Origin of the sequence: Acidovorax sp. LjRoot38, assembly GCF_964252975.1 — a bacterium.
Lineage (GTDB): Bacteria > Pseudomonadota > Gammaproteobacteria > Burkholderiales > Burkholderiaceae_C > Acidovorax > Acidovorax facilis.
Genome location: NZ_CAXUPT020000014.1, coordinates 42,384 through 68,123, shown reverse-complemented (window position 1 = coordinate 68,123; position 25,740 = coordinate 42,384). Strand labels below are relative to the sequence as shown.

The following is a 25,740-nucleotide window of genomic DNA, read 5'->3' as shown; positions in this document are numbered from 1 at the left end:
TGTCGTGCCGGTGCATTCGCACCGCACGTCGCGCAGCATCCGGCGCAGCCGTCCAACGTTCAGGCGTCTTGCCTCGAACGCGCCCGGCCTGCGGCCATTGGCGCTTTCGCCGGCGCGCTGTCTGTTCACGCAGCAGCGCCGCCGGGCCGCCGTTGCCTGGAGCGACAGCGAAGGGCAAAGGCGGAAGGCAAGACAAAAGGACGCGGCACCTGGCCGCGTCGAAAGCCAGTCAGCACATGGGGGGAACGCGGCACGGAGCGGCTTCGCCACCGTGCCGCGTTTGGCGCGAGGGTCGCGCCAATGCTGGCATGTCCGCGTGCTTCGCACGACAGGACACGCCCAAGCTTGCGGGGAGCGCAGCCATGACCGACAGCCGCGACGACGACTTTCGCGTGCGCCCCAGCGCCCCGAAGAACCGGGGCAAGGGCCAGGGGCAGAGCTTCGTTTCCAAGGTGCTCAAGCAGGCCGGCAAAGCCAGCAGCGGCAAGTCGGCAGTACGCCGTCCTGGCGCGGCTGGCACCGGCCAGCGGCCCGGCTCTCGGCTCGGACGTGGCCACACGGCGGCGCGCTTCGCCGGGGCGAAGCTAATGCCCATGTCGCGGCGCGTGACCATCAAGACCTTGCTGGTCAATCACCAGCGGGCCAGCCCGCAATCGCTCGCCAAGCACCTGCGCTACATCGAGCGCGACGGCGCGGGTCGCGATGGCGAACCGGGCCGGGGCTACGGGCCACAGGCCGACGAAGCCGATCTGGACGCCTTCAAGGAACGCTGCGCCGACGACCGGCACCATTTCCGCTTCATCGTCTCGCCCGAGGACGGGGCCGAGCTGGACGACCTGCGCACCTACACCCGGCATCTGGTGAGCCGCATGGAAGCCGACCTGGGCACGCGGCTGGATTGGGTGGCGGTGGATCACTGGAACACCGACAACCCGCACACCCACCTGATCGTGCGCGGGCGCGACGACACCGGCAAAGACCTCATCATCGCGGGTGACTACATCGCCCACGGCTTCCGCCATCGCGCCGCCGAGCTGGCGACCGAGTGGCTGGGGCCGCGCACCGAACTGGAGATTCAGCAGACCTTGAGGCGCGAGGTGGAACAGGAGCGGTGGACGAGCCTGGATCGCACCTTGCAGCGCGAGACCGGCGAGGATGGCCGGGTGCATGTCGAACGGCTCAACGAGCCGAGGTTGCAACGCCAGCGCCTGCTGCTGATCGGCCGCCTGCAACGCTTGCAGCGCCTGGGCCTAGCCGACGAGGTGCAGCCCGGCACCTGGGCCATTCATGCCGATGCCGAGAAGACCTTGCGTGCCCTGGGTGAGCGTGGCGACATCATCCGAACGATGCAGCGGGCCATGAGCGGCCAGCCGCGTGAGCTGGCGGTGTTCGAGCCGGGCGACGATGGTCGCAGCCTCATCGGCCGCGTGGCCGCGAAGGGGCTTGCCGATGAGTTGCACGACCGAGGCTATCTGATCATCGACGGCACGGACGGTAAGGCCCACTACGTTGCACTGAACGCCCGCGACGAACTGGCGAACTATCCCACGGGCGCTGTGGTAGAGGTGAAGGGTTCGACTGAGGTGCGCACGGCCGACAAGAACATCGCCTCGCTGGCGAGCGATGGCCTGTACCGCACCGATCATCACCTGGTAATCGAGCAGGGCCGGGCTACGCCCGGACGCGACCCGCAGGAAGTCGTCGCCGCTCATGTCCGGCGGCTGGAAGCCCTGCGCCGGGCTTGCATCGTGGAGCGCGTGGCCGAAGGGCTATGGAAGGTACCGGACGACCTGGCCGAGCGTGGCCGCCAATACGACGCGCAACGGCTGGGCGATGTAGCCGTAGAGCTGAAATCACACCTTCCTATTGAACGGCAGGCCCGCGTCATCGGCGCGACTTGGCTTGACCAGCAACTGATCGGCGGTGGCCGTGGGCTGGGCAACTTGGGCTTTGGCGGTGATACCAAGCAGGCCATACAGCAGCGAGCCGATTTCCTCGAAGAACAGGGGCTGGCACAGCGCCGCGGGCAGCGCGTCATCCTCGCGCGCAACCTGCTGGGCACGCTACGCAATCGGGAACTAGTGCAGGCCGCGAAAGACATTGCGGCGGAAACCGGCCTAGAGCATCGCCCGGTGGCCGACGGGCAGCGCGTAGCCGGTATCTACCGGCGTTCCATTATGCTCGCCAGCGGGCGCTACGCGATGCTCGATGACGGCATGGGGTTCAGCCTTGTGCCGTGGCGGCCGGTAATTGAGCCGCGACTGGGACAACAGCTTGCCGCAAAGGTTATCGGCGGAAGTGCCTCTTGGGAACTTGGACGAAAGCCCAGTATCGGTATCAGTTAGATATCAAGGGAAGCTGAGTACCAGGCGCAGTCTGCTTGGCTGCTGTGATTCTTCTTAGAGATTCAATCAATGCCATAAACTCCTTGGATTGCCTCAGTGCTTCGCCTCCCGCAGTTTGCAGGTCCAAGACATCCGTAGCCTCGATCGTGAAGGCTGTGGGCACGCGCAGCAGCGAATGCCGGATCTTGTCGTCCGGCACGTCGTTCAGACTTACGCTTACTACGTAGATTTCTGCGTCGGCCGCAAAGGGGCTGTCCGCTTGGCCACGGGTGCGGACAATCTCGGAACGCCAGTGTTGCAGGTCGTCGTTAAGCATGGCCAGCGTCACCTGGGTCTCGCGAGCGCCGGCACCGAAGATCAGCGACTCAAGTACTTGCGTCGTGCTGGGAACTCGGTCGCTACTGTCCACTCTCTCGCTCAGTCCTCGTTCGGAGTTCACCGTCACCAACACGAGTCGGCGCAAGCTTCCGGGCTTGACCTCCGAGAAATTGGCGCTCATTGAGCCCGAAGCTACTAGCCGGTCTAGCATCAGACGTACGCCGAGGTTGTCGGAGACACCACCGTCCACGAGGTGGATATAGGGCCGATCGTGCGCATTGAGGTAGCTGTCTATGCCGCTTTGCAGGATGCGTGATCTGTAATTTTGCCCTCTGACAGGCAAAGATCGGAGAGGCGGCGGACAGGTATTGGCGTTGTTTCGCACCGTTACGGGCGACAGCACCAGCGGTACTGCCGACGAGGCCGCCACCGCGAAAGACAGCGGCGTTGCATCGAGGTCGGAACAGATTAGCCGGAATTGCTCGGTGGTGAAATCGAAAGGGGCACCGGTCGTGAGGTCGGTTGCCGTGATCATCAGTTCGGGCGCGCCCGGTCGTCGGCGCACGTCACCAAAGGTGCGGCCTTCAAAAAGTTCGTCCAAGCGTTGAGCCAGGATCTGGCTGCGCCCAAACCAAGGTGAAGTTAGTCTATAAAGACGCTCAGGCCACAGAGCTTCACGTATGAGTCGCCCCTCAAAAGGCACAAGCAGAAAATCCGGCTCGAAACGAGTCAGCGTGGCATCGCCGAAGGCCGCGAAGTGCGCGGCAAGGATGCTGCCCCCCGACACTCCGCTGACCAGGAACACCTGATCCAACAGAGTGGTCTCCTGGCCCTCTAGCGCGAAGCGTGTGGCCTTGAGTTCGCGCAGCACGCCCAGGCCGAAGGCCGCCGCCCGAGCGCCCCCGCCTGACAGTGTCACCGCTACAACCACCGGTTGGTTGACCTCCGACGGCCTGATGCGTTGGTCGTTCTCGGCGAGAGACATTAAGGCGGCGTCGGAAAGTGTCGGGTTGATCCAAGGACGGTAAGTGGAACACCCTGTCAGAACTACCGTTGCCAGCACACCGGCCAAACTCCATCGTGTGAATTTACACACCTCCAGGCGCTTTACCTCTGCAAGCAGCACCACGCAGCGTTTCGAATAGACAAGAACGAGAAACGCCGGCAATTTTGCGACGAAGCAGAGCCACTCCAGAATGCTGCAGACGTTACAAGAACGGCACCCTACGAATCCCCTTGATGAGGCTCCTCGCGATCCGCGCGAAGTTATGGAATAGCAGCTATTCACGAGCCAGCACTTCTCCAAGCGCTATTGATCCGTTCAAGGCAGGTGGTGATTGCAGACTTTGCATGCCCGAGCAGTGTGTAGGAGCCTTTGAAATCCGCGAGAGCGTTGCCGTGCTCGAAGCAGCTAGCAGCAGCCACCCGACGATCTGTTTGTTCATCTACTGCCTCAAACTCCAAACTAGCTCCCCCAGTTGTCACTGGTCCAACAAGCAACGTCGTTAGGGTGTTGACTGCTCTATTGGGCGTCTCAATGGTCGTAATTGCCACACGCACACGTATGCGGCCTGACGATGCGGGAGCTTCGGACTTAGTTTGGAGATGTCGCAGTTCACTGTTGACGTGATCGAGAAGCTCTCGCACTTGCTCAGCTTCAAGCCCACCTATGCGTCCAGTTGCCGTCACTACCTGAGCATCCTCGACTAATATTTCCCGGTAACGACTGGGTTCAAAGCCTGGCGCCTTGAAGAGCAGAACATTTTCGTACTTCGTTTTTCCCAATACATCGTAATCACCAAGAAACCCTGATCGAGTCATTCCGTTTGAAGCACAGCCAGATAAGGTTGCCGTGAGGCCTGCCAGCAGCACAAAATGGATTAATGAAATAGGGCGTTTCATATATATTTTCATTTATCCCATTTTCAGACAGACGATGCCAGCAACAACCAGCGCAATTCCAACCCAACGTATCAAGGAGGCGGTATCGCCGAACACATACACGCCCACGAAAAACGCGCCCAGCGAACCGATGCCGGTCCAGACCGCATAAGCTGTTCCTATGGGGATCTGTTTAAGAGATAACCATAGGAAAAAGCCGCTGGCTGCCATACAGGCAACTGCAATCGCCGGCCCCACGTAGCGCATCGCTGCATTGGCCGCACCCATCTTGAGGCCTAGTGGCCAACCGATTTCGAACAGGCCGGCAATCAGTAGAACCAACCATGGATTCCATGACAACGGGTTCATATATTTCTCCAAATCTATTCAGTGAAAATTGATTATCAAAGCATCAAAGCATCAAAGAATAGGCAGTAGGCGGTCAATTCGCTCTGCTTCTGATTTCTTCTTAAACTCTCTGATGGCGAGAATCTGTCTCCCCGATCTCTCCGGCCACGAGAGAGATCGGGGGAAGCGTGTGGACAGTTACGCTGAGGGATCAGACCGGTTGCACTGGTTGTTGTACCGCCTCGTGACTCCGTTTGCTGCCCGGCCACTTCATTCCGAACAGCACCTCGTAGAGCAACGGAATCAGGCCAAGCGTCACGAGCGTGCCAAGTGCGAGACCACCGATCATGCCGATGGCCATGCCCTTCCACAGCGGCCCCGCAAACAACATCAGGGGCACGAGACCCGCGATACAGGTCACCTTGGTCATCACGATTGGACGCAGCCGCTGCATCGCAGCTCCCACCAGGGCTTCATGTCGGGCGAGACCTTCCGAGAGGCCGTGTTCAATTTGTTCGAGCAGAAGAACGGCGTTGTTGACGATGATTCCGAACAGCGCAAGCACCCCGAATGTCGCCATGAAGCTGAAAGGAGTGCCTGTTGCCTTCAGTGCAATCACGACCCCAATCAACGTGAAGGGAATCGTTGCGAGAATCACGATCAGCTTGCGGAAGGAGTTGAACTGCCAGATGAATAGCAGCAACATCGCCAGAAGAGCGAACGGCATGTAGTGCGTGAGCGATGCATTCGATTCAGCCGATTCCTCAATTTCTCCACCAAGCTCTATGGCATAGCCTGCAGGTAGTTCAATTGCGGCGATCCGAGGTGCGAGGTGATCCACGATCTCTTGCGCGGTGTATGCGGTGTTCTGCCCCTGAACTGTGACTGTACGAATGAGATTGCGGCGCTGGATCACAGACGGCTCGCTAGCGAGCGTGACATCGGCCACTTGCGCCAGGGAAACCGGCTGGCCACCCGACGCTGGATAGATGGTCGTCGAACCAACGTCCGCAGTGCTGCGCCGATCATTGGACGTCCCGCGCATCACGATTGGCACGCTGGTATCGCCATCTCGGATCACAGAGATCGACTGGCCGATGTAGCGGGTGCCAAGCCAGGCAGCTATGTCGTCGGTGGTGACGCCAGCACGTCGCGCACGATCTTGATCGACCCGAACATCGAGACGGCCGACACGGGTATCCCAGTTGTTCTTGATGTTGGCCGTACCTGGCAGCTCCCGTAGCGCGGACTCAATTTTCGCCGCCGCATTCATCAGCACCTCATGATCCGGCCCACTGACCCGGTAGACGGCTGTGCCGGCTTCGGTAGTGCCTAGCGAGAACCGCTGAGGCTCTGCGCGTACATCTCCATGATGCTGCGCGAAGTAAGCCCGAGTTCGGGCAATCACGACGTCAATGTTGGTGCCTGCCTTGACCGTCACGACAAAGTACGCGATGTTCGATGCTGGCAATGGGGGATTGAGCCCAAGGATGAAGCGCGGCCCACCGTCAGCGACGTAGCCAATGTGATCCGTGATTTCGGGGTTGATTTCTTGATCACCGAGCCAGCCGCTCACTTCCTTCACTTTGGCAAGAGTGAGCCGTGAATCCGTTCCAGGGGCGAGCTGCACCGGTATTTGGAATTGAACTCGGTCGGACTTCGGCAAGAAGTCGTATGGCAGTGTCGTGAATCCGTACAGAGCTACGGCCAATGCACCCGTCATCACACCAACGTAGATCGCCTTGTGGTCAAGCACCCACTCAAGCAACTTGCGATAGCCGCGATAGAAGCGTGTGTTGTAGGTTTGCGCGTCATTCGCCGGTTGATGATGCACTTTGGTGAAGTGGTAGCACAGCAGTGGAGTGACGGTCAGACACAACAGCCAAGATCCGAGTAACGTGAGCGCGAGGACAATGACGAGAGAGCGCAGATACTCACTCGTCGCACTCTGGCCGAAGAAGAACGGGGAGAAGGCGATGACGATAACCAATGAGGACGTCAGCAGCGGCAGTGCGAGGGTACGACCCGCTTCGAGACAAGCCTGTTTGCGGTCTTCACCGGCTGCCAAGCGCCGTTCAATGTCTTCGGCAATCACGATGCCGTTGTCTACCAAGAGCCCCAAAGCGATGATGATGGCTGCCATCGAAACACTTTGCAGCTCGATGTTCAGCGCGCGCATCACGATCAGTGCCCCCAGAATGGTAAGCGGCACGATCATCCCGACGATGAATCCTGTGCGCCATCCCAGGAAAAGGACGACGACGCCGAGCACGATGACAATCGTTTCGATCATCACCTGGTTCATCTTGCCCATTTCACGTTTGACGACGTCTGCCTGGAATGTCACATAGGAGAGCTCGAAACCTGCGGGCAGAAGTTTCTCAAGCTCGGCCACACGGGATTTGAGGGCTACGCCGAATTGCTCCACGTTCTGGCCCGAGGTCATGGACACTGCCATCACTACGGCAGGCTGGCCCTTATAGACTGCAGCAGACTCGGGAGGATCTGCAGGTTGTACCTGCACGCGCGCAAGCTCTCCCAGTGAGATTGAAGGAGCAGGCGAAGCACCGCGCGCACCCTGAGCTTGCGCCATCATGATCGGCAACGCGCGCAGCGAAGCGGCGTCGCGAACCTCTCCACTAACAGCCAGCGAAGCGTTGATGCCACCGATGGCGATTTGCCCGCCTGAAAGCACGACGTTTTGTTTAACGAGTTGATCGATCACCCCTTGTGGGGTCAATCCAAGCTGGGCTAGTTTTGGTCGATCAAATTCGAGATAGACGCGCTCTTCCTGCAAGCCGTAGAAGCTGATGCGATCAACGCCGGGAAGCGCGTATAGGCGATCGCGCATCTCTTTCAACGACACACGCATTTCGCCCATGGAGTAGCCCGGCGCGGTCACCGCAATGGAGGCCACGGCAACACGGCCGAAGTCGTCGTTGACAAATGGCCCCAACGTACCCTGTGGAAGCAGAGGCTGAGCATCGGCAACCTTCGCGCGAACGCGCTGCCATATGGGGGCTAGGTCGGTGTACCGCTCCCAGATCGTGACCTGTATGACGGCCCCGCCCGCGCGAACGGTTGTGGTTACACGCTTGACCTCGGCCAGCTCCCGCAAACGCTCCTCGATCGGACGCGCGATCAACTGCTCAACACGTTCGGCTGGCATGCCAGGGTTCAGAACGGCAACAACCGCATCTCGAATCGTGACCGATGGCTCTTCCTGCGAAGGGAAATTGAGAAACGTGGCAATGCCGGCAACAAGAATGATGACCGCGGCAAGGTAGGTGAGTCTGCTGGCGCGCAGCGCCATTTCTGTGATCTTCATAGCGAAGTCTTCCTGTAGCGGGTCAGCGTCCGGCCAATTGGGTCGTGGCCTTGAGTGGGGTGACTTGTTGCTCGTTCGTCAGCCAACTCGCGCCAGCCGCGACTACCATCTCGCCGCGCTTCAGGCCGCCCACAACGCGAACGTTGTCGCCGCCTGGCTCGCTCTGGAATTGCACTTCCCGGCGGTGCACCTTCTTTCCGGTCACGTCATATACAAACACTGCGGCTTGTCCTGCTTTCTCACTGAGCACCAGTGCCGAATAGGGAAGCATCAGACGATCTGGTGAGGCATCCTTCGCTTCCGGTGCCTTCAGCAATACTTGAACGGCAGACCCGGGTCGAAGACTGCGCGCAAGAGTAGCATCTTGAGGAACGAGCACGACAGGTAAAAGTGAGCCATTTTCAGCACGCAAGCCGATGCGTTGTACCGAAGCACGAACGGGACTTGCTGACTCGCTCAGGCGCAGTTCGGCGACCTGCCCAATTTTGATATTTGCCGCCTGGGTCGTCGATGCAGTCGCAAGGACTTCTACGCCGCTGCGTAGTCCATCCACTTGAAGCACCGGCGCTCCGGCTGCAATATCTGTGAACGGCAGAGCGAGTTTCTCCGCGACGACGCCGTCGAATGGCGCATGAATGGCGGCCCCCCTTCGCGCACGCTCGGCAAGGCCGAATGCGGCCTTTGCATTGCGCACCTGGCCTTCAGCTGCAACCAACTGTGCTTTCACACTCTCGAATGCAGCCGGGGAGATTACGTTGCCCTCAAGCAGCCCCCTTTGCTGCGTTGTCTGCACGATTCTGTCTGCCAATGCGGCTTCCGCAGCAGCGAGTGTCGCCCGAGCCTGTTCTAGGCGGAGTTGCTCGGGCTGAACATCCAACTCAGCCAGAAGCTGTCCGCGAGAGAAGCGATCTCCCACGTCCACATGAAGCTTGCTGATACGCCCGCCAGTCTCGAACCCCAAGGTACTCCGCTCACTGGAGCGAGCTAGACCACTCAATTCAATGCGATTGGCCACAGAACCTACATCCCCCACCGTGAGCAGCTTGACCGCTCGCGGTGGATCGGAAGCAGGCTCCTTCTGACTACCACAGCCGGCAAGCGATGCGAGCAGAACAAACGCGAGGCCGACTTTCTGCATTTGCCAGGACTGGGATTTAAAGGGAGTGCAAGACACGGGAAGGCCTTTCATCAGCGTTTATCAATAGGGGTGAGTTCCAGTTCGCCGCGGGCGAGCGCCTGGAGGGTGTGCATGAGTCGAGAAAGGTCTTCGGCAGCAAACGTCGGAAAACCCATCATTTCGGCGAGGAAGACTCCGTCCAAGGCAAATAGAACGATTCCGGCGATATCGGTGCCGCGTGGAGATTTGCTCGCGTTCTCGTACTGCCTGCGGTACCAGCCGCGCACAGGCTCAAGCAGCGTGGGGTCTTCAGCCACGGCCGCCAGCAATGCAGCGCTCATCTTTTGCATCCCGCCGTCAGGCATAGCCGAGACCTGGCTGGATAGCCAAGGGTCTGGATCGCCGACGAATGGCAGCTCTCGCTCTTCCTGCCCGCCATCAAACGCCGAGACCTGGTCATCAATCATCGTGAGGAGCAGATCGCGCTTGGTCTTGAAGTGGTACAGGAACGCACCTTTGCTCATTCCTGCCCGTGCAACGACCGCGTCAAGCGTTAGGTGCCCGGCACCTCCCTCCATGACTACGTCACGCGCAGCTTGAAGGATGCGCTCCCGTGTTTGTTGCGCTTTCTTAGAGATGGAGGGGGCTTCAGCGCCGTTGTCCGCCGAATGCGACTCCTCTGGGCTTGATTTCATACGAGTTGCCATGGTGAAACTCCAAAGATGCTTGATTTTTGAATCGTCTGGACGGTATAGTACACGCCATGAACTATGCCCGTCAAGACGGCCTCCTCAATTCACAACCTAGTGGCTCAACATGTCCGATCCCTACGCCCGCCGCGGCCTTACTGCTGTTGCATTCCTATCGATCACGCTTCTCGCCGCGTGCAGCCACTCGCCTCACAGGGTGGAGACATCACGCGTTGAGGTTCCGGCCAAATTCATGAACGAAGCGGGTCTGGCTGTGCAGCAGGTGCCAGCACAAGCACTCCCGGCCGAGTGGTGGACGGCGTACGGTGATCCGCTGATTGACGCGCTGGTGCGCAACGCGCTGGAGCACAACACCGATCTCGCTATTGCAAGAGCGCGGATTGATGAAGCTGTGGCGATCACCCGACGTACACGCGCTTCAATGTTCCCTAGCTTGGCGCTCACGCCCCAAGCAACGCGCGCGCGCGACTTTTCTTTGGCACCGACCATCAGCAGCGATGCCAGGCTTCCGCTGTCGGCTTCATGGGAAGTTGATCTAGCGGGCCGCCTCTCGCATGCCGCTGATGGCGCACGGATGGACGCAGTTGCTGTCGAACAGAACTGGTTCGCGACACGTTGGCAGATCGCCTTTGAGACAGTGTCCGCTGCACTGCAGCAGCGGCAGGCGGCAGAGCTGGAAGATCTGGCAAAAGAGCGACTTCAAGTCGCCGAGCGCCTTGAGCGTCTGACAGAGCAGAAGTTCAAGGCAGGTCAAGCTACGGGCTTTGACATTGAACGCACGCGTTCCGAGGTCATCGCCCTCCGGGTGGAGCAAGAGCAGTTGCGACGCGTACGCGGCGAAGCAACGCATGCCTTGGATGTGCTCGTTGGCCGGATTCCGGGGGCGCTTGGCAGCGGTCCTGCGCTTGCCTCTCTCACCATGCCCGATTGGACTCCCAGAAGCGTGCCAGGCGAATTGCTGCAGCAGCGCCCCGACGTCAGAGCCGCGCAGGCGCGTCTTGCAGCGGCGACGGCGCGATGGAACGCAGCAGAAGGCGAGCGGTTCCCCAAACTTGTGCTCGATTTGAGTGGTGGGCGCCAACGCTTCGAGAACAACGGAACACGTGTGGCAGGGAACATTTTCTCTCTGGGCTTGGGTGTGACGCTTCCGATCTTTGACGGTGGAGCAATACAAGCGGGAATCGACGAGGGCTCAGCACGCAGTCGCGGCGCACAGGCTGACCTGGAACGCACGGTTTTGCTTGCGCTTCAGGATGTGGAGAACGCTTATCTGGGCTGGCAGACCCAGCGGACTTCTCTGCAGCATCAGGTCGATGGTCTTGTCGTCGCTGATCGACTCCTTGACCGCAGTCGACGCCTCTTTGAGGCGGGACAGGTGGATGCGACCGTTGTTGCAGAAGCGGAGCGTGGCACCTTGTCCCAGCGAGCGGCTCTGGTCCGTGCTCGCGCCGACGCAGCCGTGCAATGGGGTGTTCTCGCTAAAGCGCTTTCTGGTTCGCCAGAGCATGTGAATCTGCAATCTTCACCCTGAGTCCTTGAGTTGGAAGAACGCAGCATGGCAGCGAGTTTTAAATACTGAATAGATCGACGATTAGTAGGGGACGCATGGAAATTCGACATCTACGTTGTTTTATGGCGCTCGCCGAGGAACTTCACTTCGCTCGCGCCGCTGCGAAACTGCATATTGAGCAGTCCCCACTGTCTCGCACGATCAAAGAACTCGAAGAGGAGTTAGGAGCACAGCTCTTTATTCGGAACACGAGAAGCACGCGTTTGACACGAGCTGGGTTGATGCTCATGGAGCACGCACCTCGGGTGTTCGCATCCTTGCAACAGGCGCGGGACTGCGTGAAGGCAGCAAAAAATGGCTTTCATGGACAACTCCGCGTCGCCTTGTCAGACGGCGCAACACTACTGTGCTTACCAGCCCTATTGGCGTTGTGTCGCGAGGAGGAGCCCGAGGTTGAGATTCGCTTTTTTGAGGTGCCACTATCCCAACAAATCAAAGGATTGCACGACGACCTGTATGACGTCGGCTTTGCACAGTCCGACGACGTAGGTGATGGAATCGTCGCACTTCCCGCGTGGACTGACACGCTTATGGTGGCGCTGCCAGCTCGGCATCCGTTGCTGGCTCTTAAGCGAATTCCATTGGATGAACTGCTGCGCTACCCGCTAGTGCTATCTGATCCTCAAGTGTGCGAGGGCCACGCCAAGCACATTGAGCGAGTACTTAGCCGGGCTGAAATGCAGCCTCTAGTTGCCGAGCGGGTTACCACTTTCGACCTGATGATGGCGTTGGTATCTGCCGGTTTTGCACTCGGACTTACAGGGGCTGCACACATTGCAGCCTCCCGAGAGCCAGGAGTCGTGGCGAGGCCGCTTTCGACACGCGTACCACCTTTGACGACCTATCTACTCAGACTTGAAGGCGATCCGTTTGACGAGCTTGCGCGCTTCATTCAGCGAGTACAGGCCATCGAATTGCCAGAGTTTCTCAGGTCAACAAAAAGCCGAAATCCCGATCTTCCGGAGGAATTGATGCCATGAGACTCGCCATCACGCTCGTCGCTGCAATGCTAGTCGCATGCGGTCAATCTGATAAACCGCACAAAGCCACTAGTGCAGAAAAGAAAACCCCGACAGTAGAAGAGCTGGTGGCAGACCCGGAACAGCTCAAGAAGTTGCGCCAGCAATGCAAGACGGATCGGCCTACTTTGGGCGAACTGCTTTGCAACCGGGTAGCGGAGGCAACACGTAAGCGGTTCTACGGTGACGGAAAAACGCCATACACACCGCCCAAAGAATCCCCCAAATTCTGAAATTCAGCAATTCAGCAATTCAGCAATTCAGCAATTCAGCAATTCAGCAATTCAGCAATTCGCTAGTCTGCCTGAATCTTCTGTTCGGCACGCTGATATTCGCCGGCGCTTACGGAGTCACTCCCTGGCTAGACACAGCGCGAATTCATTCTTTCTTATCGACCTTTCTGCCCCAAACGGTCTTTGACCGGCACTAAGCCAGCACCGATCCTGACGCCTGCGGCACATTTCTAAGCCGCGTTTCCCAAGGGAATCAGCGTAGGAGAGATTGGAGGCGGGGCTATGCAAGGTACGAATGTGCTGTTCGGTCAGATAGCCGTGGTATTCGGCATCGTGATCGCGGGTGTGTGGGGCGCCACACAATGGACGGCAGCAGCCCTTGGCTATCAGGTACGCCTTGGCTCCCCCTGGTTTGATTTCCTCGGCACACCGATCTACCTCCCGTGGAAGCTGTTTGAGTGGTGGTTCTTCTTCGATGCCTACGCGCCACGCGTTTTCGACACGGGCGGTGCCATAGCGGGTGGCAGTGGCTTGCTGGCGGTGGTGGTCGCAGTCTGCATGTCGATCTGGCGCTCTCGTCAATCACGCCTAGTCACGACCTATGGCTCGGCACGCTGGGCAAGTACGGAGGACATTCGCAAAGCCGGCCTTACGCAGCCGATCGGCGTGTTCCTCGGTCAGCACGATGGCAAGTACCTTCGGCATGAAGGCCCGGAACACATCCTCACTTTCGCGCCCACGCGCTCAGGCAAAGGCGTCGGCCTTGTGGTGCCGACGCTGCTTTCTTGGCCTGCATCCGCCGTAGTCCACGACATCAAGGGCGAGAATTGGCAGATCACCGCAGGTTGGCGCTCACGCTACTCACACTGCCTGCTGTTCAATCCGACCGATGCGAAGTCGGCGGCCTACAACCCGCTGCTAGAAGTTCGGCGCGGCGCACATGAAGTGCGTGACGTACAGAACATAGCCGACATTCTGGTCGATCCAGAAGGCGCGCTTGAGAAGCGCAACCATTGGGAGAAGACTTCGCACGCGCTGCTGGTCGGGGCCATCCTGCATGTGCTCTACGCGGGCGAGGACAAGACGCTGCGCGGCGTCGCCAATTTCCTCTCCGATCCGGCCAGCCCCTTCGAGCTGACCTTGCACCGGATGATGACCACACAGCACCTCGTGAACGTGGAAGGTGGTGGCCCGCATCCAGTCGTCGCTTCGGCGGCGCGCGAAGTGCTCAACAAGTCGGACAACGAGCGTTCCGGCGTGTTGAGCACCGCCATGTCGTTCCTGGGCCTCTACCGCGACCCCACGGTGGCCGAAGTCACCTCGCGCTGCGACTGGCGTATCGCCGACCTGATCGCGTCCGAGCATCCGGTGTCGCTTTATCTGGTAGTGCCACCTTCGGATATTTCGCGGACGAAACCGCTCATTCGCCTGATCCTCAACCAGATCGGCCGACGGCTCACCGAATCGCTCGACGGCAGCGACGGCATCGAACGCCGCCACAAGCTGCTGCTGATGCTCGATGAGTTCCCGGCGCTGGGCCGCCTGGACTTCTTCGAGACGGCGCTTGCCTTCATGGCGGGCTACGGAATCCGCAGTTTTCTTATCGCCCAATCGCTCAACCAGATCGACAAAGCCTACGGCCAGAACCATTCGATTCTGGATAACTGCCATGTCCGCGTGACGTTCGCCACCAACGATGAACGCACTGCGAAACGGATCTCCGAAACGCTTGGCACCGCTACCGAACTGCGCGCGCAGCGCAACTATGCCGGGCACAGATTGGCACCGTGGCTGGGGCACCTCATGGTGTCGCGGCAGGAGACGGCCCGCCCGCTACTGACGCCCGGTGAAGTGATGCAGCTTCCGACTGAGGAAGCTGTGGTGATGGTGTCCAGCGTGGCACCGATCAAGGCCAAGAAGCTGCGCTACTACGCCGACGCGAATTTCAAGAACCGCGTTTTACCGCCGCCTGTGCTCGCGGCCGGGCAATACGCGGACGCGCCACCGGCCCGGCCCGACGACTGGAGCGGCCTATCGATCCCAGCCGTGTCAACGGTCCGGGCTGCGGGCCTGTCCGGCGATGGCACAGGCACCGCCGATGACGGCGGCCCACGCCGACAGCCGGAGCTATCCGAAGTCAGCGAATACAGCCCCGAACCGCTGCTCGCCGGCCATGACCTGACTCTGCTCGATGACGACGACGACCTGCCGCTGCCGCTTCCCGGCCAGCTCGACCCGGCCATGCAGCGCACGGCCCGGCTGGCTTCCCTCGACCCCAACGACGGAATCGACTTATGAGCCAATACCGCCTCAATCTGTTCATTCAGCCCGAGCACGCCAAGCGTCTCGAAGAACTGGCCGCCAAGAAAGGCGTGTCCAAGTCGTCCATTGTCGCGGCGGCGCTCGCGTCGTGGCTATCGCCCGATGCTGGCGACCAGCGCGAGGCGGCCATCGCCAAGCGGCTCGATCGCCTGTCGCGGCAGGCCGAGCGCATGGAGCGCGACCAGAACATCCAGATCGAAACACTGGCGCTGTTCATCCGCTACTTCCTGACCGTCAGCACCCCGATTCCCGAAGCCCATCAGGACGCAGCTCGCGCCCAAGGCAAAGCGCGTTTCGAGCAATTCGTGGAGCGGCTCGGCCGCCACCTGCTGCGTGGCCGCAGCCTGGTGCGCGACGTTGTGGAAGAACTGCACCCAGACCCGGCGCGAATGGATGACGCGGAGGCACTGGCTGAAGCGCAGGAGCGTGCCTCATGAGCGCCATTCCGCAAACCCCGCCCGAACTCTCATCCGCCGCAACCTCTCTGGATCGCCGTATCCAGATGCTGCGCACGGCAATGGGGCCAGTCATCGCCGCTGCGCTGGCCGACCCCGACGTGGTGGAAATCATGCTCAACCCCGACCGCACCCTATGGGTGGATCGGTTGTCATCGGGCCGCATGCCGCTGGGCGTGGAGCTGTCCCAAGACGATGGCGAACGCATCATCCGGCTGGTGGCTGCGCACGTCGGCGCAGAGGTGCATCGCGGGCGGCCGCTGCTGACCGCCGAGCTGCCCGAAACCGGCGAGCGGTTCGAGGGCATCTTGCCGCCCGCAGCGCCCGGCCCAGCCTTCGCGCTGCGCAAGCGCGCCGTGAGCATCATCGGGCTGGATCGCTATGTGGCCGACGGCATCTTGACCACAGGCCAGGCCGAGTTCCTGCGCCGCGCCGTGCGTGAGCGCCAGAACATCCTGATCGCCGGGGCGACGAGCAGCGGCAAAACCACACTCGCCAATGCCTTGCTTGCGGAGATCGCCGCCACGGGCGACCGCGTGCTTGTGCTCGAAGACACCATCGAGCTGCAATGCGCAGCCCGCGACCATGTGCCGCTGCGCACCCGCGCTGGCGTCGTGTCTATGACCGAGCTGGTGCGGGCCACGATGCGCCTGCGCCCCGACCGCGTGATCGTCGGCGAGGTACGCGGCGGCGAAGCCCTGGACTTGGTTAAGGTGTGGGGCACCGGCCACCCCGGCGGCATCGCCACCATCCACGCCGGTTCCGCGCTGGGCGCGCTGCTGCGCCTCGAACAGTTGATTCTTGAAGTGGCGGTGAACCCACCGCGTGCGCTGATCGCCGAGGCGGTCAACGTCGTGATCCACATCGCCGGGCGTGGCCGCAAGCGCCGCGTCGAAAGCATCGCCCGTGTCGTCGGTTTCGACGGCACCGGCTATCGCCTGGCGGACGCGCTGGAAACACCGTTTCCCGAGCTGATGCCGGTTCCTCTCGCAGCCGATGCCGCTGCGCCTTCCTCGTCCCTTGACCTACCTGGAGAACTGCCATGACGCAGATGCACGTTCACGCTTTCCGTAATTCCGTAAATCCGGTTTCAACCATCGCACGCCTGCGGCGGCTGGCCGGCCCCGCGCACCACGGCCTGCTGCTGGCCGCAGTCATGCTGATGACGGCGGGCACGGCGAAGGCATCCGGCTCCTCGATGCCGTGGGAAGGCCCGCTGCAATCCATTCTGGAGTCGATTCAGGGGCCGGTGGCACGCATCGTCGCGGTCATCATCATCATCGCCACGGGCCTCGCGCTCGCCTTCGGCGACACGTCGGGCGGCTTTCGCAAGCTGATCCAGATCGTGTTCGGTTTGAGCATCGCGTTCGCCGCGTCCTCGTTCTTCCTGTCGTTCTTCAGCTTCTCCGGCGGGGCTGTCGTATGAGTGGCCCGGATAGCTTCGCGGCCGGCTTCGAGGTGCCGCTACATCGCTCGCTGACCGAGCCGCTCTTGATGGGCGGCGCACCGCGCACGGTGGCGATTGCCAACGGCACGCTAGCCGCTGCCGTCGGGCTGGGCCTGCAACTCTGGATTCCTGGCGTAGTGCTCTGGATCGTCGGTCACTCGCTGGCCGTGTGGGGCGCGAGGGTCGATCCGCAGTTCATGCAGGTCTTCGCCCGGCACATCAAGCACAAGCCGCTGCTGGACGTGTAGGAGACGCCGCCATGCTTAACCTTGCCGAATACCGCCAGCGGCCCGCCTTGCTGGCCGACTGGCTTCCCTGGGCTGGGCTGATCGCGCCGGGCGTGGTGCTGAACAAGGATGGCTCGTTTCAGCGCACGGCGCGCTTTCGCGGGCCTGATCTGGACAGCGCCACGCAGGGCGAATTGATCGCCACGACGGCACGGCTAAACAACGCGTTGCGCCGGCTGGGTTCGGGCTGGGCGCTGTTCGTGGAAGCCGAGCGCCAGTCGGCCGCGGACTATCCGCATTCCGACTTTCCCGAACCGCTGTCCTGGCTGGTGGACGAAGAACGCCGCGCTGCCTTTGAGGAATCGGGGAACCACTACGAAAGCAGCTATCACCTGACGCTAGCCTATCTGCCGCCGGAGGAATCCCGCGCTCGTGCAGCCAAGCTGCTCTACGAGCACGCGCCGGGCGATGGTGTGGACTGGCGCGGTCGGCTTGACGCCTTCCTGGCAGAAACGGATCGGGTTTTCGACCTGCTCGATGGCGTGATGCCAGAAATCGTCTGGTTGGACGATGCCGCGACGCTGACTTATCTTCACGCCACGGTGTCCACGCGGCGCTACCGGCTGGCCGTGCCCGAGGTGCCTTTCCACCTCGACGCACTGCTGGCCGATTCCGCCCTAGTCGGCGGCCTTGCGCCCATGCTGGGTGACCAGCATCTGCGCGTGGTGTCGGTGCGGGGCTTTCCGACCTCGACCTGGCCGGGCCTGCTGGACGACCTCAATCGCCTGGGCTTTGCCTATCGCTGGAGTACCCGGTTTCTCTGCCTCGATAAAGCCGAGGCGGAAAAGGAGCTGGGCCGCCTGCGTCGCCAGTGGTTTGCGAAACGGAAGAATGTCATTGCGCTACTGCGCGAAACCATCTTCCAGCAGGAATCGCCGCTGGTGGACACGGATGCCAGCAACAAGGCGGCCGACGCGGATGCCGCCTTGCAAGAGCTTGGCAGCGATCAAGTCGCCTTCGGCTACCTCACCGCCACGGTGACGGTGTTCGATGACGACCCTGCCGTAGCCGACGAAAAGCTGCGCATGGTGGAACGTGTCATCCAAGGACGTGGCTTCGTCACCATCCCCGAAACCTTAAATGCAGTCGATGCGTGGCTGTCGTCCATACCAGGCAATGCCTATGCCAACGTGCGCCAGCCCATCGTCTCGACGCTGAATCTGGCGCACATGATGCCGGTGTCCGCCGTGTGGGCTGGGCCGGAGAAAAACGCCCATCTCGACGGCCCGCCGCTGATCGTCACGCGCACGGATGGCGCGACGCCGTTCCGGCTGGTGACGCACATCGGCGACGTGGGGCATACGCTGGTCGCGGGGCCGACGGGCATGGGAAAATCTGTCCTGCTGGCGATGCTCGCCTTGCAGTTCCGCCGCTATGGCGGCTCGCGCATCTTCGCCTTCGACATGGGGCGATCCATGCGGGCGACGGTGCTGGGCCTGGGCGGCGAACACTACGACCTCGGCGCGGACGGCGCCATTGCCTTTCAGCCCTTGGCCCGTATCGACAGCGAAGGCTATCGCACCTGGGCCGCCGAGTGGATCGAAGGCCGCCTGCTGCATGAAGGCGTGACCGTCGGCCCCGACGAGAAAGCCGCCATTTGGTCGGCGCTCGGCAGCCTCGCTGGTGCGCCGGTGGAGCAGCGCACGATGACCGGGCTTTCGGTGCTGCTGCAATCGAACGCGCTGCGGCAGGCATTGTCGCCGTATGTGCTGGGCGGCGCGCACGGCAAGCTACTGGATGCCGACCGCGACCGGCTCGGCAGCGGCGACGTGCAGGGCTTTGAGATGGAAGAGCTAATGCACAGCCCCGCCGCCGTGCAAGCGGTGCTGCGCTACTTGTTCGCCCGCTTCGATGCACGTTTCGACGGTGCTCCCACGCTGCTGATTCTCGATGAAGCCTGGCTATTCCTTGATGAACCGTCCTTCGCGGCACGCATCCGGCAATGGTTGAAAACTCTGCGCAAGAAAAACGTGTCGGTGATCTTCGCCACGCAGTCGCTTGCCGACATCAAGGATTCGACCATCGCGCCCGCGATCATCGAAAGCTGCGCGAGCCGGATTTTCTTGCCCAACCCGCAGGCGACCGAGCCGCAGATTCGCACGGTCTACGAGGGCTTTGGCCTCAACAGTCGGCAAATCGAAATCGTCGCCACCGCGCAGCCCAAGCGCGACTACTACTACCAATCGCGCCTGGGCAATCGTCTGTTCGACCTCGACCTGGGGCCAGCCGCGCTCGCCTTCTCGGGCGCATCCACACCGCAAGACCAACGCGACATTGACCGAGTGCTGACGCAGGCCGGCGCTCCCGGCTTCGCCGGTGCGTGGCTACGCCATCGCGGCCTCGATTGGGCCGCCGACCTGCTGCCGTCCTCGCCGTCGGCGGCTTCTTTCCTCGCTACTCAACCCCTGGAGATTTCGCCATGAAGACCCGTGTACTTTCCGTTTCGCTCGCCGCCGCGCTGGCCGGCTCGCTGATGCTCGCTCAGCCAGCGGCGGCGCTCACTTTCGTTGATCCCGTCAACTTGGTGCAGAACACGCTGACTGCCATCCGCACGCTGGAGCAGATCAACAACCAGATCAACCAGCTCCAGAACGAAGCGCAGATGTTGATGAACCAGGCGCGCAACCTGGCGAATCTCGACTTCAACATCGTCAACCGGCTGCGCTCGACGCTCGCCACGACTGAACGCCTGATTGCCGAGGCGCAAGGGCTGGCCTACGACGTGCAGAGCATGGATGCCACGTTCTCGCGCCTGTACCCGGAGCAGTACGCCGCCACCATCAGCGGCGACCGCATGGCACAGGACGCACGCGAACGCTGGAAGAACACGCTCGACGGCCTGCACACCGCGATGCGGATGCAGGCGCAGGTGTCGCAGAACCTGACGCAAGACGAAAGCGCGCTGGCCGACCTCGTGAGCCAAAGCCAATCGGCCACGGGTGCGCTGCAAGCGATGCAGGCAACGAACCAGCTTCTCGCCTTGCAGGCCAAGCAGTCCATCCAGGCCCAGCAGCTCCAGATCACACAAGACAGGGCGGCCTCGCTGGAGCTGGCGCGGCAGGCAGCGGCCACCGAGCGCGCCCGCGAAGTGCGGCGGCGCTTCCTGGGCACCGGCACGCCGTACACACCGCAGTCCGTCAACTTCTACAACAACTGACGGGAGGCGGCCATGCGATGCGTTCCTGTCCTGCTGGCCGTGCTGCTGACCGCATGCGGCCAGCAGCCGGCTGAAGACCTGACCGCCACCTTGGCCGCCGATCCCGTGCGGCTCAAGGCGCTGCGCGCCCAATGCGCAGCCGACCGGCAAACCGCAGGCGAAGACACCTGTCGCGCCGCTGCCGAAGCCTTCCGGCGGCGCTTCTTCACCGGCCAGACTGGGCCGGACGAATACCGGACGCTGGCAGAACTGCCGCCGATTCCGGCGAGTTTCGACACGCCAACCGACGACGCGCCGGAAGGTGATGCGTCGCTCGCCGCTGCGGAGGACACGCCATGAACGACGTAACGATCATCGACAGATTCCTCGATACCTTCTCGCGCTACATCGACTCCGGTTTCGGTCTGCTGCAAGGCGAAGTCGCGTTCCTGACGGCCACTCTCATTGTCATCGACATGACCATTGCCGGTCTGTATTGGGCCATGAGCCATGCGACCGGCCAGGGCGAGGACGTGATCGCCAAGCTGCTGCGCAAGGTGCTTTACGTCGGTGCCTTCGCCTACATCATCGGTAACTTCAATTGGCTGTCGAGCATCGTGTTCCGCTCGTTCGCCGGGCTAGGCATCACCGCCACTGGCTCGGCCATAACGATGGAGAACTTCTTGCAGCCGGGTCGGCTTGCCAAGACCGGCATCGACGCCGCTGCGCCGATCCTCGACCAGATCGGTGACATGGCCGGCTTCCCCGAAGTGTTCGTGAACCTCGACCCCATCGTGGTGCTGTTCATCGCTTGGCTGGTGGTGATCCTCTGTTTCTTCGTGCTCGCGGTTCAGCTTTTCATCACGTTGATCGAGTTCAAGCTGACCACGCTTGCCGGCTTCGTCTTGATCCCGTTTGCGCTCTGGAACAAAACCTCGTTCCTCGCGGAAAAGGTGCTCGGCAATGTGGTTTCGTCAGGCATCAAGGTCTTGGTGCTGGCGGTAATCGTCGGCATCGGCTCGGGCCTGTTCGCGGAGTTCCAGGTTCATCCCGACGAGCCTTCCATCGACCATGCGCTTGTCGTGATGCTGGCTTCGCTTGCCTTGCTGGCGCTGGGCATCTTCGGCCCCGGCATCGCCACGGGCCTTGTGTCCGGTGCGCCGCAGCTCGGCGCGGGTGCGATGGCGGGCGCTGCCGTCGGCGCGGTAGGCACGGGTGTTGCCATCGGTGCCGCCGCGACCGGCGTGGGCGGTGCCGTCATGGCGGGCGCACGCATGGCCCCGGCCGCCGCAAAGCTGGCCGGGAGCGGCGCACGCGCCGCCACGTCGGCGGCCAGCAGCGCCAAGTCCGCATTCCAGGCCGGTTCCGCCGCTGCGGGCGGCGGGGCTAAAGGCGCGGCTGCGGGCCTCGGCAATGTCGCCAAGACCGGCGCGCAAGCGGCAGGCCGCCGAGCTGCATCGGGCGCTTCCGCTGCCGGTCAGAAGGTGGCCGACTCCTTCCGGGCAGGATGGAACGGTGCGGATGTCGGCGCTGCCGGTTCCGGCCAGGCCGCCGCAGGCGAAGGCGCAGCCAGCGCGCCGAAGCAAGAGCAACCCGCCTGGGCAAAGCGGATGCACCGCCGCCAGCAGATCACCCATGCCGCAACCACCGCAGCCCACACGCTGCGCAGTGGCGACGGCGGCGGCTCAGGGCAAGGCCCAAGCCTGCGCCCCGATGCGTGACCCGATACCTGACCACCAAGGAGAACCCTATGCGATTCAAACGCCCGCAGGTGCGCTATGCCGACACGCCGCAGCCTGCCACCCCGTACCAATCCGCCGCGCAGGTGTGGGACGAGCGCATCGGCTCGGCCCGCGTCCAGGCCAAGAACTGGCGTTTTATGGCCTTCGGCTGCCTCACGCTTGCGCTGCTGATGGCCGGTGGCCTGGTGTGGCGCTCGGCGCAGTCCATCGTCACCCCTTACGTCATCGAGGTCGATCAGTCGGGGCAGGTGCGCGCCGTCGGCGAAGCCGCCACGCCGTACCGGCCCGCCGATGCGCAGATCGCGCACCACCTGGCGCGCTTCGTGACGCTGGTGCGCTCGCTGTCTATCGATCCCATCGTGGTGCGGCAAAACTGGCTGGACGCCTACGACTACACCACCGACAAAGGCGCGGCGGTGCTCAACGACTACGCCAGCAAGAACGATCCTTTCGCCCGTGTTGGCCGCGAGTCGGTGACGGTGCAGATCACCAGCGTGGTACGCGCCAGCGATGCCTCGTTCAACGTCCGTTGGACGGAGCAACGGTTCATCAACGGTGCCCCCGCCGGGACCGAGCGATGGAACGCGGTGCTTTCCACCGTCCTGCAAACCCCGCGCACCGAACAGCGCCTGCGCAAGAACCCGCTGGGTATCTACGTCAACGGCCTGTCGTGGAGCCGCGAACTGGATTCTTCTGAAGGAGCCAAGCCATGAACCTGTCTTTCCGCTTATACGCTTTCGCGCTGACCGTGGTGGCCCTGTCGGGCTGCGCTTCGCAGGGCAAGCCGCCTCCGTCCATTTCGCTCGATGAGCCGGTGCAGGCACAGCCGCTGCCGGAGCCGCCTGCTCCAGTGGAAGTCGTCGCCATGCCCGAGCCGCTGGCGCTGCCAGCGCAGTTGAAGCCGCTGCACGAGTTGGACGCGGCCCCGGCTAAGCCGGAGCCGGCCGATGAGAAGGTGCGCGTTTCCCGTGCCAATGCCGAGGCGCGCATCGCGCCCACGCGCGAGGGCTACGTCAATGCGATTCAGGTGTGGCCCTTCACCGATGGTGCGCTCTACCAAGTCTATGCCGCGCCGGGACGCGTGACCGTGGTTTCCTTGCAGCCGGGCGAGGAACTAGTGACGGTCGCAGCCGGCGATACCGTGCGCTGGATCGTCGGTGACACGTCCAGCGGCAGCGGCGACGCGATGCGCATCAATGTGCTGGTCAAGCCCATCCGCTCAGGCCTCAAGACGAATTTGGTCATCACCACCAGTCGCAGAACATACCTGCTGGAACTGACCTCGACGGAAAAGGCATGGATGGCGTCGGTGTCCTGGGACTACCCAAAAGACCGGATGTTGGCCTTGCAGCGCCAGTCGCAGGCGGCTAGCGCCGCCGCACCGGTCGATACCGGACTGTCGCTGGAGAAGATCCGCTTCCGATATTCCGTCTCAGGCAGCAATCCGCCGTGGAAGCCGCTGCGCGCCTTCGACGATGGCGAGAAGGTCTATATCCAGTTCCCGCCGGGAATCGCCCAAGGCGAGCTGCCACCGCTGTTCGTCATCGGCGCGCAGGGCGACGGACAACTGGTGAATTACCGTTTTCGCTCGCCTTACTACATCGTGGATCGGCTGTTCGGCGCGGCCGAACTGCGCCTGGGCGGCGACAAGGGTGACGTGGTGCGTATCGAACGCACGGATGGCTTGGCGCGGAGGAACTGACCATGAGCCAGGACGACACTCCCGACCTCGCCACGCCGCATGCGGGCAAGGTGGCACCCGAGGCAGTTGCGCTGCGCGCCCAACCGCGCCCGGTCACGCGCCTGAACCGGCGCACGCTGGCCATCCTCGTCGGCGGTCTCTCGGTCGCTGTGCTCGGCGCGCTGATGTGGTCGCTGCAACCGCAGCGGCGCGGTGCAGGCGAGCAGACCGAGCTTTACAACGTCGATCGCGTCTCGAAGTCCGAAGGGTTGGACGCGCTGCCGGCGGACTACTCGAAGCTGCCGCCCCCCTTGGCGGCATCCGTGCCGGAGTTGGGGCCGCCGCTGCCAGGCGATCTTGGCCCGGCCATTGTGAAGTCGCAGCAGCCGGTGACGGCCGCCTACGCGGCCCCCGGCAACGACCCCAACGACGCGTTGCGCAAGGAAGCCGAAGCAGCAGCGGCATCGGCGGTGTTCTTCCGCTCTGGTTCGCAGAAGGCCGCGCCGGTGGCGCAGACACAGGTAGCCGCTGCGCCGGGCTTCACCGCCAATGCGGCCTTCGACCCGCTGGCGGCCGGGCCTGCGTCGACGGCGGCCCAGCCCGCCGACCCGACCGCCGTGCAGAACCGGCAAGACCAGAAAGAGGCATTCCAGAAAGCCGGAACCACGGAAGCCCGTGATTCCGGCAACCTGACGCTGCCGGCGTCGCCGTATCAGGTCATGGCCGGAACGGTGGTCGCCGGGGCGCTGGTGACGGGCATCAAGTCGGACTTGCCGGGCGATGTGATCGCCACAGTGACGGAGCCGGTCTATGACACGGCTACCGGCAAGTTCCTGCTGATCCCGCAGGGGTCACGCATCCTGGGCAAATACAACAGCCAGGTCAGCTACGGGCAGAGCCGCGTGCAAGTGGTGTGGAACCGGATCATCCTGCCCGACACGTCTTCGCTCAAGCTCGACAACTTGGCCGGCACCGATCCGGCCGGCTACGCCGGCTTGGAAGATGATGTGGATTGGCATTGGGATCGCGTCTTTGCCGGTGCGGCACTGACGACGCTACTGGGCATCGGTGCCGAACTGGCTGCGCCGGAGAACCGGCAGGACGGTGATCGCGTCATCATCGCCGGCCGCGATAGCGCCCAGGACAGCATCAATCAGGTCGGTCAGGAGATGACCCGGCGCAACCTCAACATCCAGCCCACCTTGACGGAGCGCCCCGGCTTGCCGGTTCGCATCATCGTCAACCGCGATCTGGTGCTGCGGCCGTACCAGCCACTTTTCTTCAACAGGGGGACTTCGCGATGACGACGCGCAAGCTACGGCTCGGGCCGCTGCCGAAAACGGAATCCACGAAGCTGACTTTTGCTTGCCCGGCCAGCCTGAAAGCCGACCTCGACCGCTACGCTACGCTGCACGCGCAGACCTACGGCGAGGCGGTCGATGCCACGGTGCTAATTCCGCACATGCTAGAAGCCTTCATGGTCGGAGATCGGGGATTCAGGAAGGGAGGCGCGGGCAAGGCCGCGCCGCCGAAGCCAAGCTGATGATGCCGGTTTCCGCTGGCGGCCATCCCTCAAACGCGCAGCCCAAGGCTGCGCGTTCTTCATTCTGGAGGACGGCGACCGATTGGGCTATGAAGACCAAACGCGGCTACCGCCTGCAGGCAACCGCCCCCGATGCAGCACGCTCGGGCTTTCTACCGCGAAGCTCCTATGTGGCTCCCAGCCCACAACGCCACAGCCCCGCAAGGCGGCCCGAAGTAGAGCCAAACCCGCACCCCATATAGACTTCCGGCCATCAGG

Annotated in this window: 23 protein-coding genes; 17 read left to right on the top strand and 6 right to left on the bottom strand. The window is 62.3% G+C overall.

Annotated elements, in window-relative coordinates:
• The first annotated feature begins 362 nt into the window (after window positions 1-362).
• The gene (locus tag ACSQ22_RS21300) at window positions 363-2,345 is read left to right on the top strand and encodes a relaxase/mobilization nuclease domain-containing protein (RefSeq protein ID WP_004883068.1); all 1,983 of its coding nucleotides are present in this window, start codon (window positions 363-365) and stop codon (window positions 2,343-2,345) included.
• On the opposite strand, the gene ACSQ22_RS21295 is transcribed toward ACSQ22_RS21300, so the two are convergent.
• The 6 genes from ACSQ22_RS21295 to ACSQ22_RS21270 form a co-directional block, all read right to left on the bottom strand.
• Entirely contained in the window at window positions 2,338-3,792 is a 1,455-nt protein-coding gene (locus ACSQ22_RS21295; protein WP_196636953.1) for a patatin-like phospholipase family protein, read from the bottom strand. The genes ACSQ22_RS21300 and ACSQ22_RS21295 overlap by 8 nt on opposite strands.
• A 155-nt stretch (window positions 3,793-3,947) precedes the next feature.
• Window positions 3,948-4,565, bottom strand: a complete 618-nt coding sequence (locus ACSQ22_RS21290) for a DUF3313 family protein (protein WP_004883071.1) — start codon at window positions 4,563-4,565, stop codon at window positions 3,948-3,950.
• A gap of 12 nt (window positions 4,566-4,577) precedes the next feature.
• Window positions 4,578-4,913, bottom strand: coding sequence for a DMT family transporter (locus ACSQ22_RS21285; RefSeq protein WP_004883073.1), 336 nt, complete (start codon window positions 4,911-4,913; stop codon window positions 4,578-4,580).
• 190 nt (window positions 4,914-5,103) lie between these two features.
• Window positions 5,104-8,220, bottom strand: a complete 3,117-nt coding sequence (locus ACSQ22_RS21280) for an efflux RND transporter permease subunit (protein WP_004883075.1) — start codon at window positions 8,218-8,220, stop codon at window positions 5,104-5,106.
• Between the two features lie 22 nt (window positions 8,221-8,242).
• A complete protein-coding gene (locus tag ACSQ22_RS21275) occupies window positions 8,243-9,409 on the bottom strand; it encodes an efflux RND transporter periplasmic adaptor subunit (protein ID WP_023123862.1) in 1,167 nt (388 codons plus the stop codon).
• A complete protein-coding gene (locus ACSQ22_RS21270) occupies window positions 9,409-10,044 on the bottom strand; it encodes a TetR/AcrR family transcriptional regulator (protein WP_022652140.1) in 636 nt (211 codons plus the stop codon). Before ACSQ22_RS21270 ends, ACSQ22_RS21275 begins: the two co-directional genes overlap by 1 nt.
• 109 nt (window positions 10,045-10,153) lie before the next feature.
• Between ACSQ22_RS21270 and ACSQ22_RS21265 the strand changes: the two genes are divergently transcribed.
• The 16 genes from ACSQ22_RS21265 (at window position 10,154) to ACSQ22_RS21190 (ending at window position 25,482) form a co-directional block, all read left to right on the top strand.
• On the top strand, window positions 10,154-11,578 hold the full coding sequence (locus tag ACSQ22_RS21265) for an efflux transporter outer membrane subunit (RefSeq protein ID WP_028699135.1): 1,425 nt from the start codon (window positions 10,154-10,156) through the stop codon (window positions 11,576-11,578).
• A 74-nt stretch (window positions 11,579-11,652) separates the two neighbouring features.
• Window positions 11,653-12,597: a LysR family transcriptional regulator gene (locus ACSQ22_RS21260; protein WP_004883081.1), complete on the top strand. Its 945-nt coding sequence runs from the start codon at window positions 11,653-11,655 to the stop codon at window positions 12,595-12,597.
• Window positions 12,594-12,869: an EexN family lipoprotein gene (locus ACSQ22_RS21255; RefSeq protein ID WP_004883082.1), complete on the top strand. Its 276-nt coding sequence runs from the start codon at window positions 12,594-12,596 to the stop codon at window positions 12,867-12,869. Before ACSQ22_RS21260 ends, ACSQ22_RS21255 begins: the two co-directional genes overlap by 4 nt.
• Window positions 12,870-13,151: 282 nt before the next feature.
• On the top strand, window positions 13,152-15,167 hold the full coding sequence (locus ACSQ22_RS21250; protein WP_004883083.1) for a conjugal transfer protein TraG: 2,016 nt from the start codon (window positions 13,152-13,154) through the stop codon (window positions 15,165-15,167).
• The gene (locus ACSQ22_RS21245; RefSeq protein ID WP_004883086.1) at window positions 15,164-15,628 is read left to right on the top strand and encodes a ribbon-helix-helix protein, CopG family; all 465 of its coding nucleotides are present in this window, start codon (window positions 15,164-15,166) and stop codon (window positions 15,626-15,628) included. Before ACSQ22_RS21250 ends, ACSQ22_RS21245 begins: the two co-directional genes overlap by 4 nt.
• Entirely contained in the window at window positions 15,625-16,692 is a 1,068-nt protein-coding gene (trbB, locus tag ACSQ22_RS21240) for a P-type conjugative transfer ATPase TrbB (protein WP_004883088.1), read from the top strand. Before ACSQ22_RS21245 ends, trbB begins: the two co-directional genes overlap by 4 nt.
• Window positions 16,689-17,072, top strand: a complete 384-nt coding sequence (locus ACSQ22_RS21235) for a TrbC/VirB2 family protein (RefSeq protein ID WP_004883090.1) — start codon at window positions 16,689-16,691, stop codon at window positions 17,070-17,072. The genes trbB and ACSQ22_RS21235 overlap by 4 nt, the downstream gene beginning before the upstream one ends.
• Complete coding sequence (locus ACSQ22_RS21230) at window positions 17,069-17,341, top strand: VirB3 family type IV secretion system protein (RefSeq protein ID WP_004883097.1); 273 nt, start codon at window positions 17,069-17,071, stop codon at window positions 17,339-17,341. Before ACSQ22_RS21235 ends, ACSQ22_RS21230 begins: the two co-directional genes overlap by 4 nt.
• Before the next feature lie 11 nt (window positions 17,342-17,352).
• Complete coding sequence (gene trbE, locus ACSQ22_RS21225; RefSeq protein ID WP_004883099.1) at window positions 17,353-19,803, top strand: conjugal transfer protein TrbE; 2,451 nt, start codon at window positions 17,353-17,355, stop codon at window positions 19,801-19,803.
• Window positions 19,800-20,537 carry a P-type conjugative transfer protein TrbJ gene (gene trbJ, locus ACSQ22_RS21220; RefSeq protein ID WP_004883101.1) on the top strand — a complete coding sequence of 246 codons (738 nt, stop codon included), beginning with the start codon at window positions 19,800-19,802 and terminating at the stop codon, window positions 20,535-20,537. The genes trbE and trbJ overlap by 4 nt, the downstream gene beginning before the upstream one ends.
• Before the next feature lie 12 nt (window positions 20,538-20,549).
• Window positions 20,550-20,876: a hypothetical protein gene (locus ACSQ22_RS21215; RefSeq protein ID WP_004883103.1), complete on the top strand. Its 327-nt coding sequence runs from the start codon at window positions 20,550-20,552 to the stop codon at window positions 20,874-20,876.
• Entirely contained in the window at window positions 20,873-22,237 is a 1,365-nt protein-coding gene (gene trbL / locus ACSQ22_RS21210; RefSeq protein ID WP_004883106.1) for a P-type conjugative transfer protein TrbL, read from the top strand. The genes ACSQ22_RS21215 and trbL overlap by 4 nt, the downstream gene beginning before the upstream one ends.
• A gap of 29 nt (window positions 22,238-22,266) precedes the next feature.
• Window positions 22,267-22,971, top strand: coding sequence for a conjugal transfer protein TrbF (trbF, locus tag ACSQ22_RS21205; RefSeq protein ID WP_004883108.1), 705 nt, complete (start codon window positions 22,267-22,269; stop codon window positions 22,969-22,971).
• On the top strand, window positions 22,968-23,960 hold the full coding sequence (gene trbG, locus ACSQ22_RS21200) for a P-type conjugative transfer protein TrbG (RefSeq protein ID WP_004883112.1): 993 nt from the start codon (window positions 22,968-22,970) through the stop codon (window positions 23,958-23,960). The genes trbF and trbG overlap by 4 nt, the downstream gene beginning before the upstream one ends.
• A 2-nt stretch (window positions 23,961-23,962) precedes the next feature.
• Window positions 23,963-25,243, top strand: a complete 1,281-nt coding sequence (locus ACSQ22_RS21195; RefSeq protein WP_004883119.1) for a TrbI/VirB10 family protein — start codon at window positions 23,963-23,965, stop codon at window positions 25,241-25,243.
• The gene (locus tag ACSQ22_RS21190; protein WP_004883121.1) at window positions 25,240-25,482 is read left to right on the top strand and encodes a DUF2274 domain-containing protein; all 243 of its coding nucleotides are present in this window, start codon (window positions 25,240-25,242) and stop codon (window positions 25,480-25,482) included. Before ACSQ22_RS21195 ends, ACSQ22_RS21190 begins: the two co-directional genes overlap by 4 nt.
• Window positions 25,483-25,740: the final 258 nt, after the last annotated feature.

Coding starts and splice junctions, on each gene's coding strand:
- ACSQ22_RS21300 (WP_004883068.1), top strand. CDS start 363: ATGACCGACAGCCGCGACGACGACTTTCGCGTGCGCCCCAGCGCCCCG.
- ACSQ22_RS21290 (WP_004883071.1), bottom strand. CDS start 4,565: ATGAAACGCCCTATTTCATTAATCCATTTTGTGCTGCTGGCAGGCCTC.
- ACSQ22_RS21285 (WP_004883073.1), bottom strand. CDS start 4,913: ATGAACCCGTTGTCATGGAATCCATGGTTGGTTCTACTGATTGCCGGC.
- ACSQ22_RS21280 (WP_004883075.1), bottom strand. CDS start 8,220: ATGAAGATCACAGAAATGGCGCTGCGCGCCAGCAGACTCACCTACCTT.
- ACSQ22_RS21275 (WP_023123862.1), bottom strand. CDS start 9,409: ATGAAAGGCCTTCCCGTGTCTTGCACTCCCTTTAAATCCCAGTCCTGG.
- ACSQ22_RS21270 (WP_022652140.1), bottom strand. CDS start 10,044: ATGGCAACTCGTATGAAATCAAGCCCAGAGGAGTCGCATTCGGCGGAC.
- ACSQ22_RS21265 (WP_028699135.1), top strand. CDS start 10,154: ATGTCCGATCCCTACGCCCGCCGCGGCCTTACTGCTGTTGCATTCCTA.
- ACSQ22_RS21260 (WP_004883081.1), top strand. CDS start 11,653: ATGGAAATTCGACATCTACGTTGTTTTATGGCGCTCGCCGAGGAACTT.
- ACSQ22_RS21255 (WP_004883082.1), top strand. CDS start 12,594: ATGAGACTCGCCATCACGCTCGTCGCTGCAATGCTAGTCGCATGCGGT.
- ACSQ22_RS21250 (WP_004883083.1), top strand. CDS start 13,152: ATGCAAGGTACGAATGTGCTGTTCGGTCAGATAGCCGTGGTATTCGGC.
- ACSQ22_RS21245 (WP_004883086.1), top strand. CDS start 15,164: ATGAGCCAATACCGCCTCAATCTGTTCATTCAGCCCGAGCACGCCAAG.
- trbB (WP_004883088.1), top strand. CDS start 15,625: ATGAGCGCCATTCCGCAAACCCCGCCCGAACTCTCATCCGCCGCAACC.
- ACSQ22_RS21235 (WP_004883090.1), top strand. CDS start 16,689: ATGACGCAGATGCACGTTCACGCTTTCCGTAATTCCGTAAATCCGGTT.
- ACSQ22_RS21230 (WP_004883097.1), top strand. CDS start 17,069: ATGAGTGGCCCGGATAGCTTCGCGGCCGGCTTCGAGGTGCCGCTACAT.
- trbE (WP_004883099.1), top strand. CDS start 17,353: ATGCTTAACCTTGCCGAATACCGCCAGCGGCCCGCCTTGCTGGCCGAC.
- trbJ (WP_004883101.1), top strand. CDS start 19,800: ATGAAGACCCGTGTACTTTCCGTTTCGCTCGCCGCCGCGCTGGCCGGC.
- ACSQ22_RS21215 (WP_004883103.1), top strand. CDS start 20,550: ATGCGATGCGTTCCTGTCCTGCTGGCCGTGCTGCTGACCGCATGCGGC.
- trbL (WP_004883106.1), top strand. CDS start 20,873: ATGAACGACGTAACGATCATCGACAGATTCCTCGATACCTTCTCGCGC.
- trbF (WP_004883108.1), top strand. CDS start 22,267: ATGCGATTCAAACGCCCGCAGGTGCGCTATGCCGACACGCCGCAGCCT.
- trbG (WP_004883112.1), top strand. CDS start 22,968: ATGAACCTGTCTTTCCGCTTATACGCTTTCGCGCTGACCGTGGTGGCC.
- ACSQ22_RS21195 (WP_004883119.1), top strand. CDS start 23,963: ATGAGCCAGGACGACACTCCCGACCTCGCCACGCCGCATGCGGGCAAG.
- ACSQ22_RS21190 (WP_004883121.1), top strand. CDS start 25,240: ATGACGACGCGCAAGCTACGGCTCGGGCCGCTGCCGAAAACGGAATCC.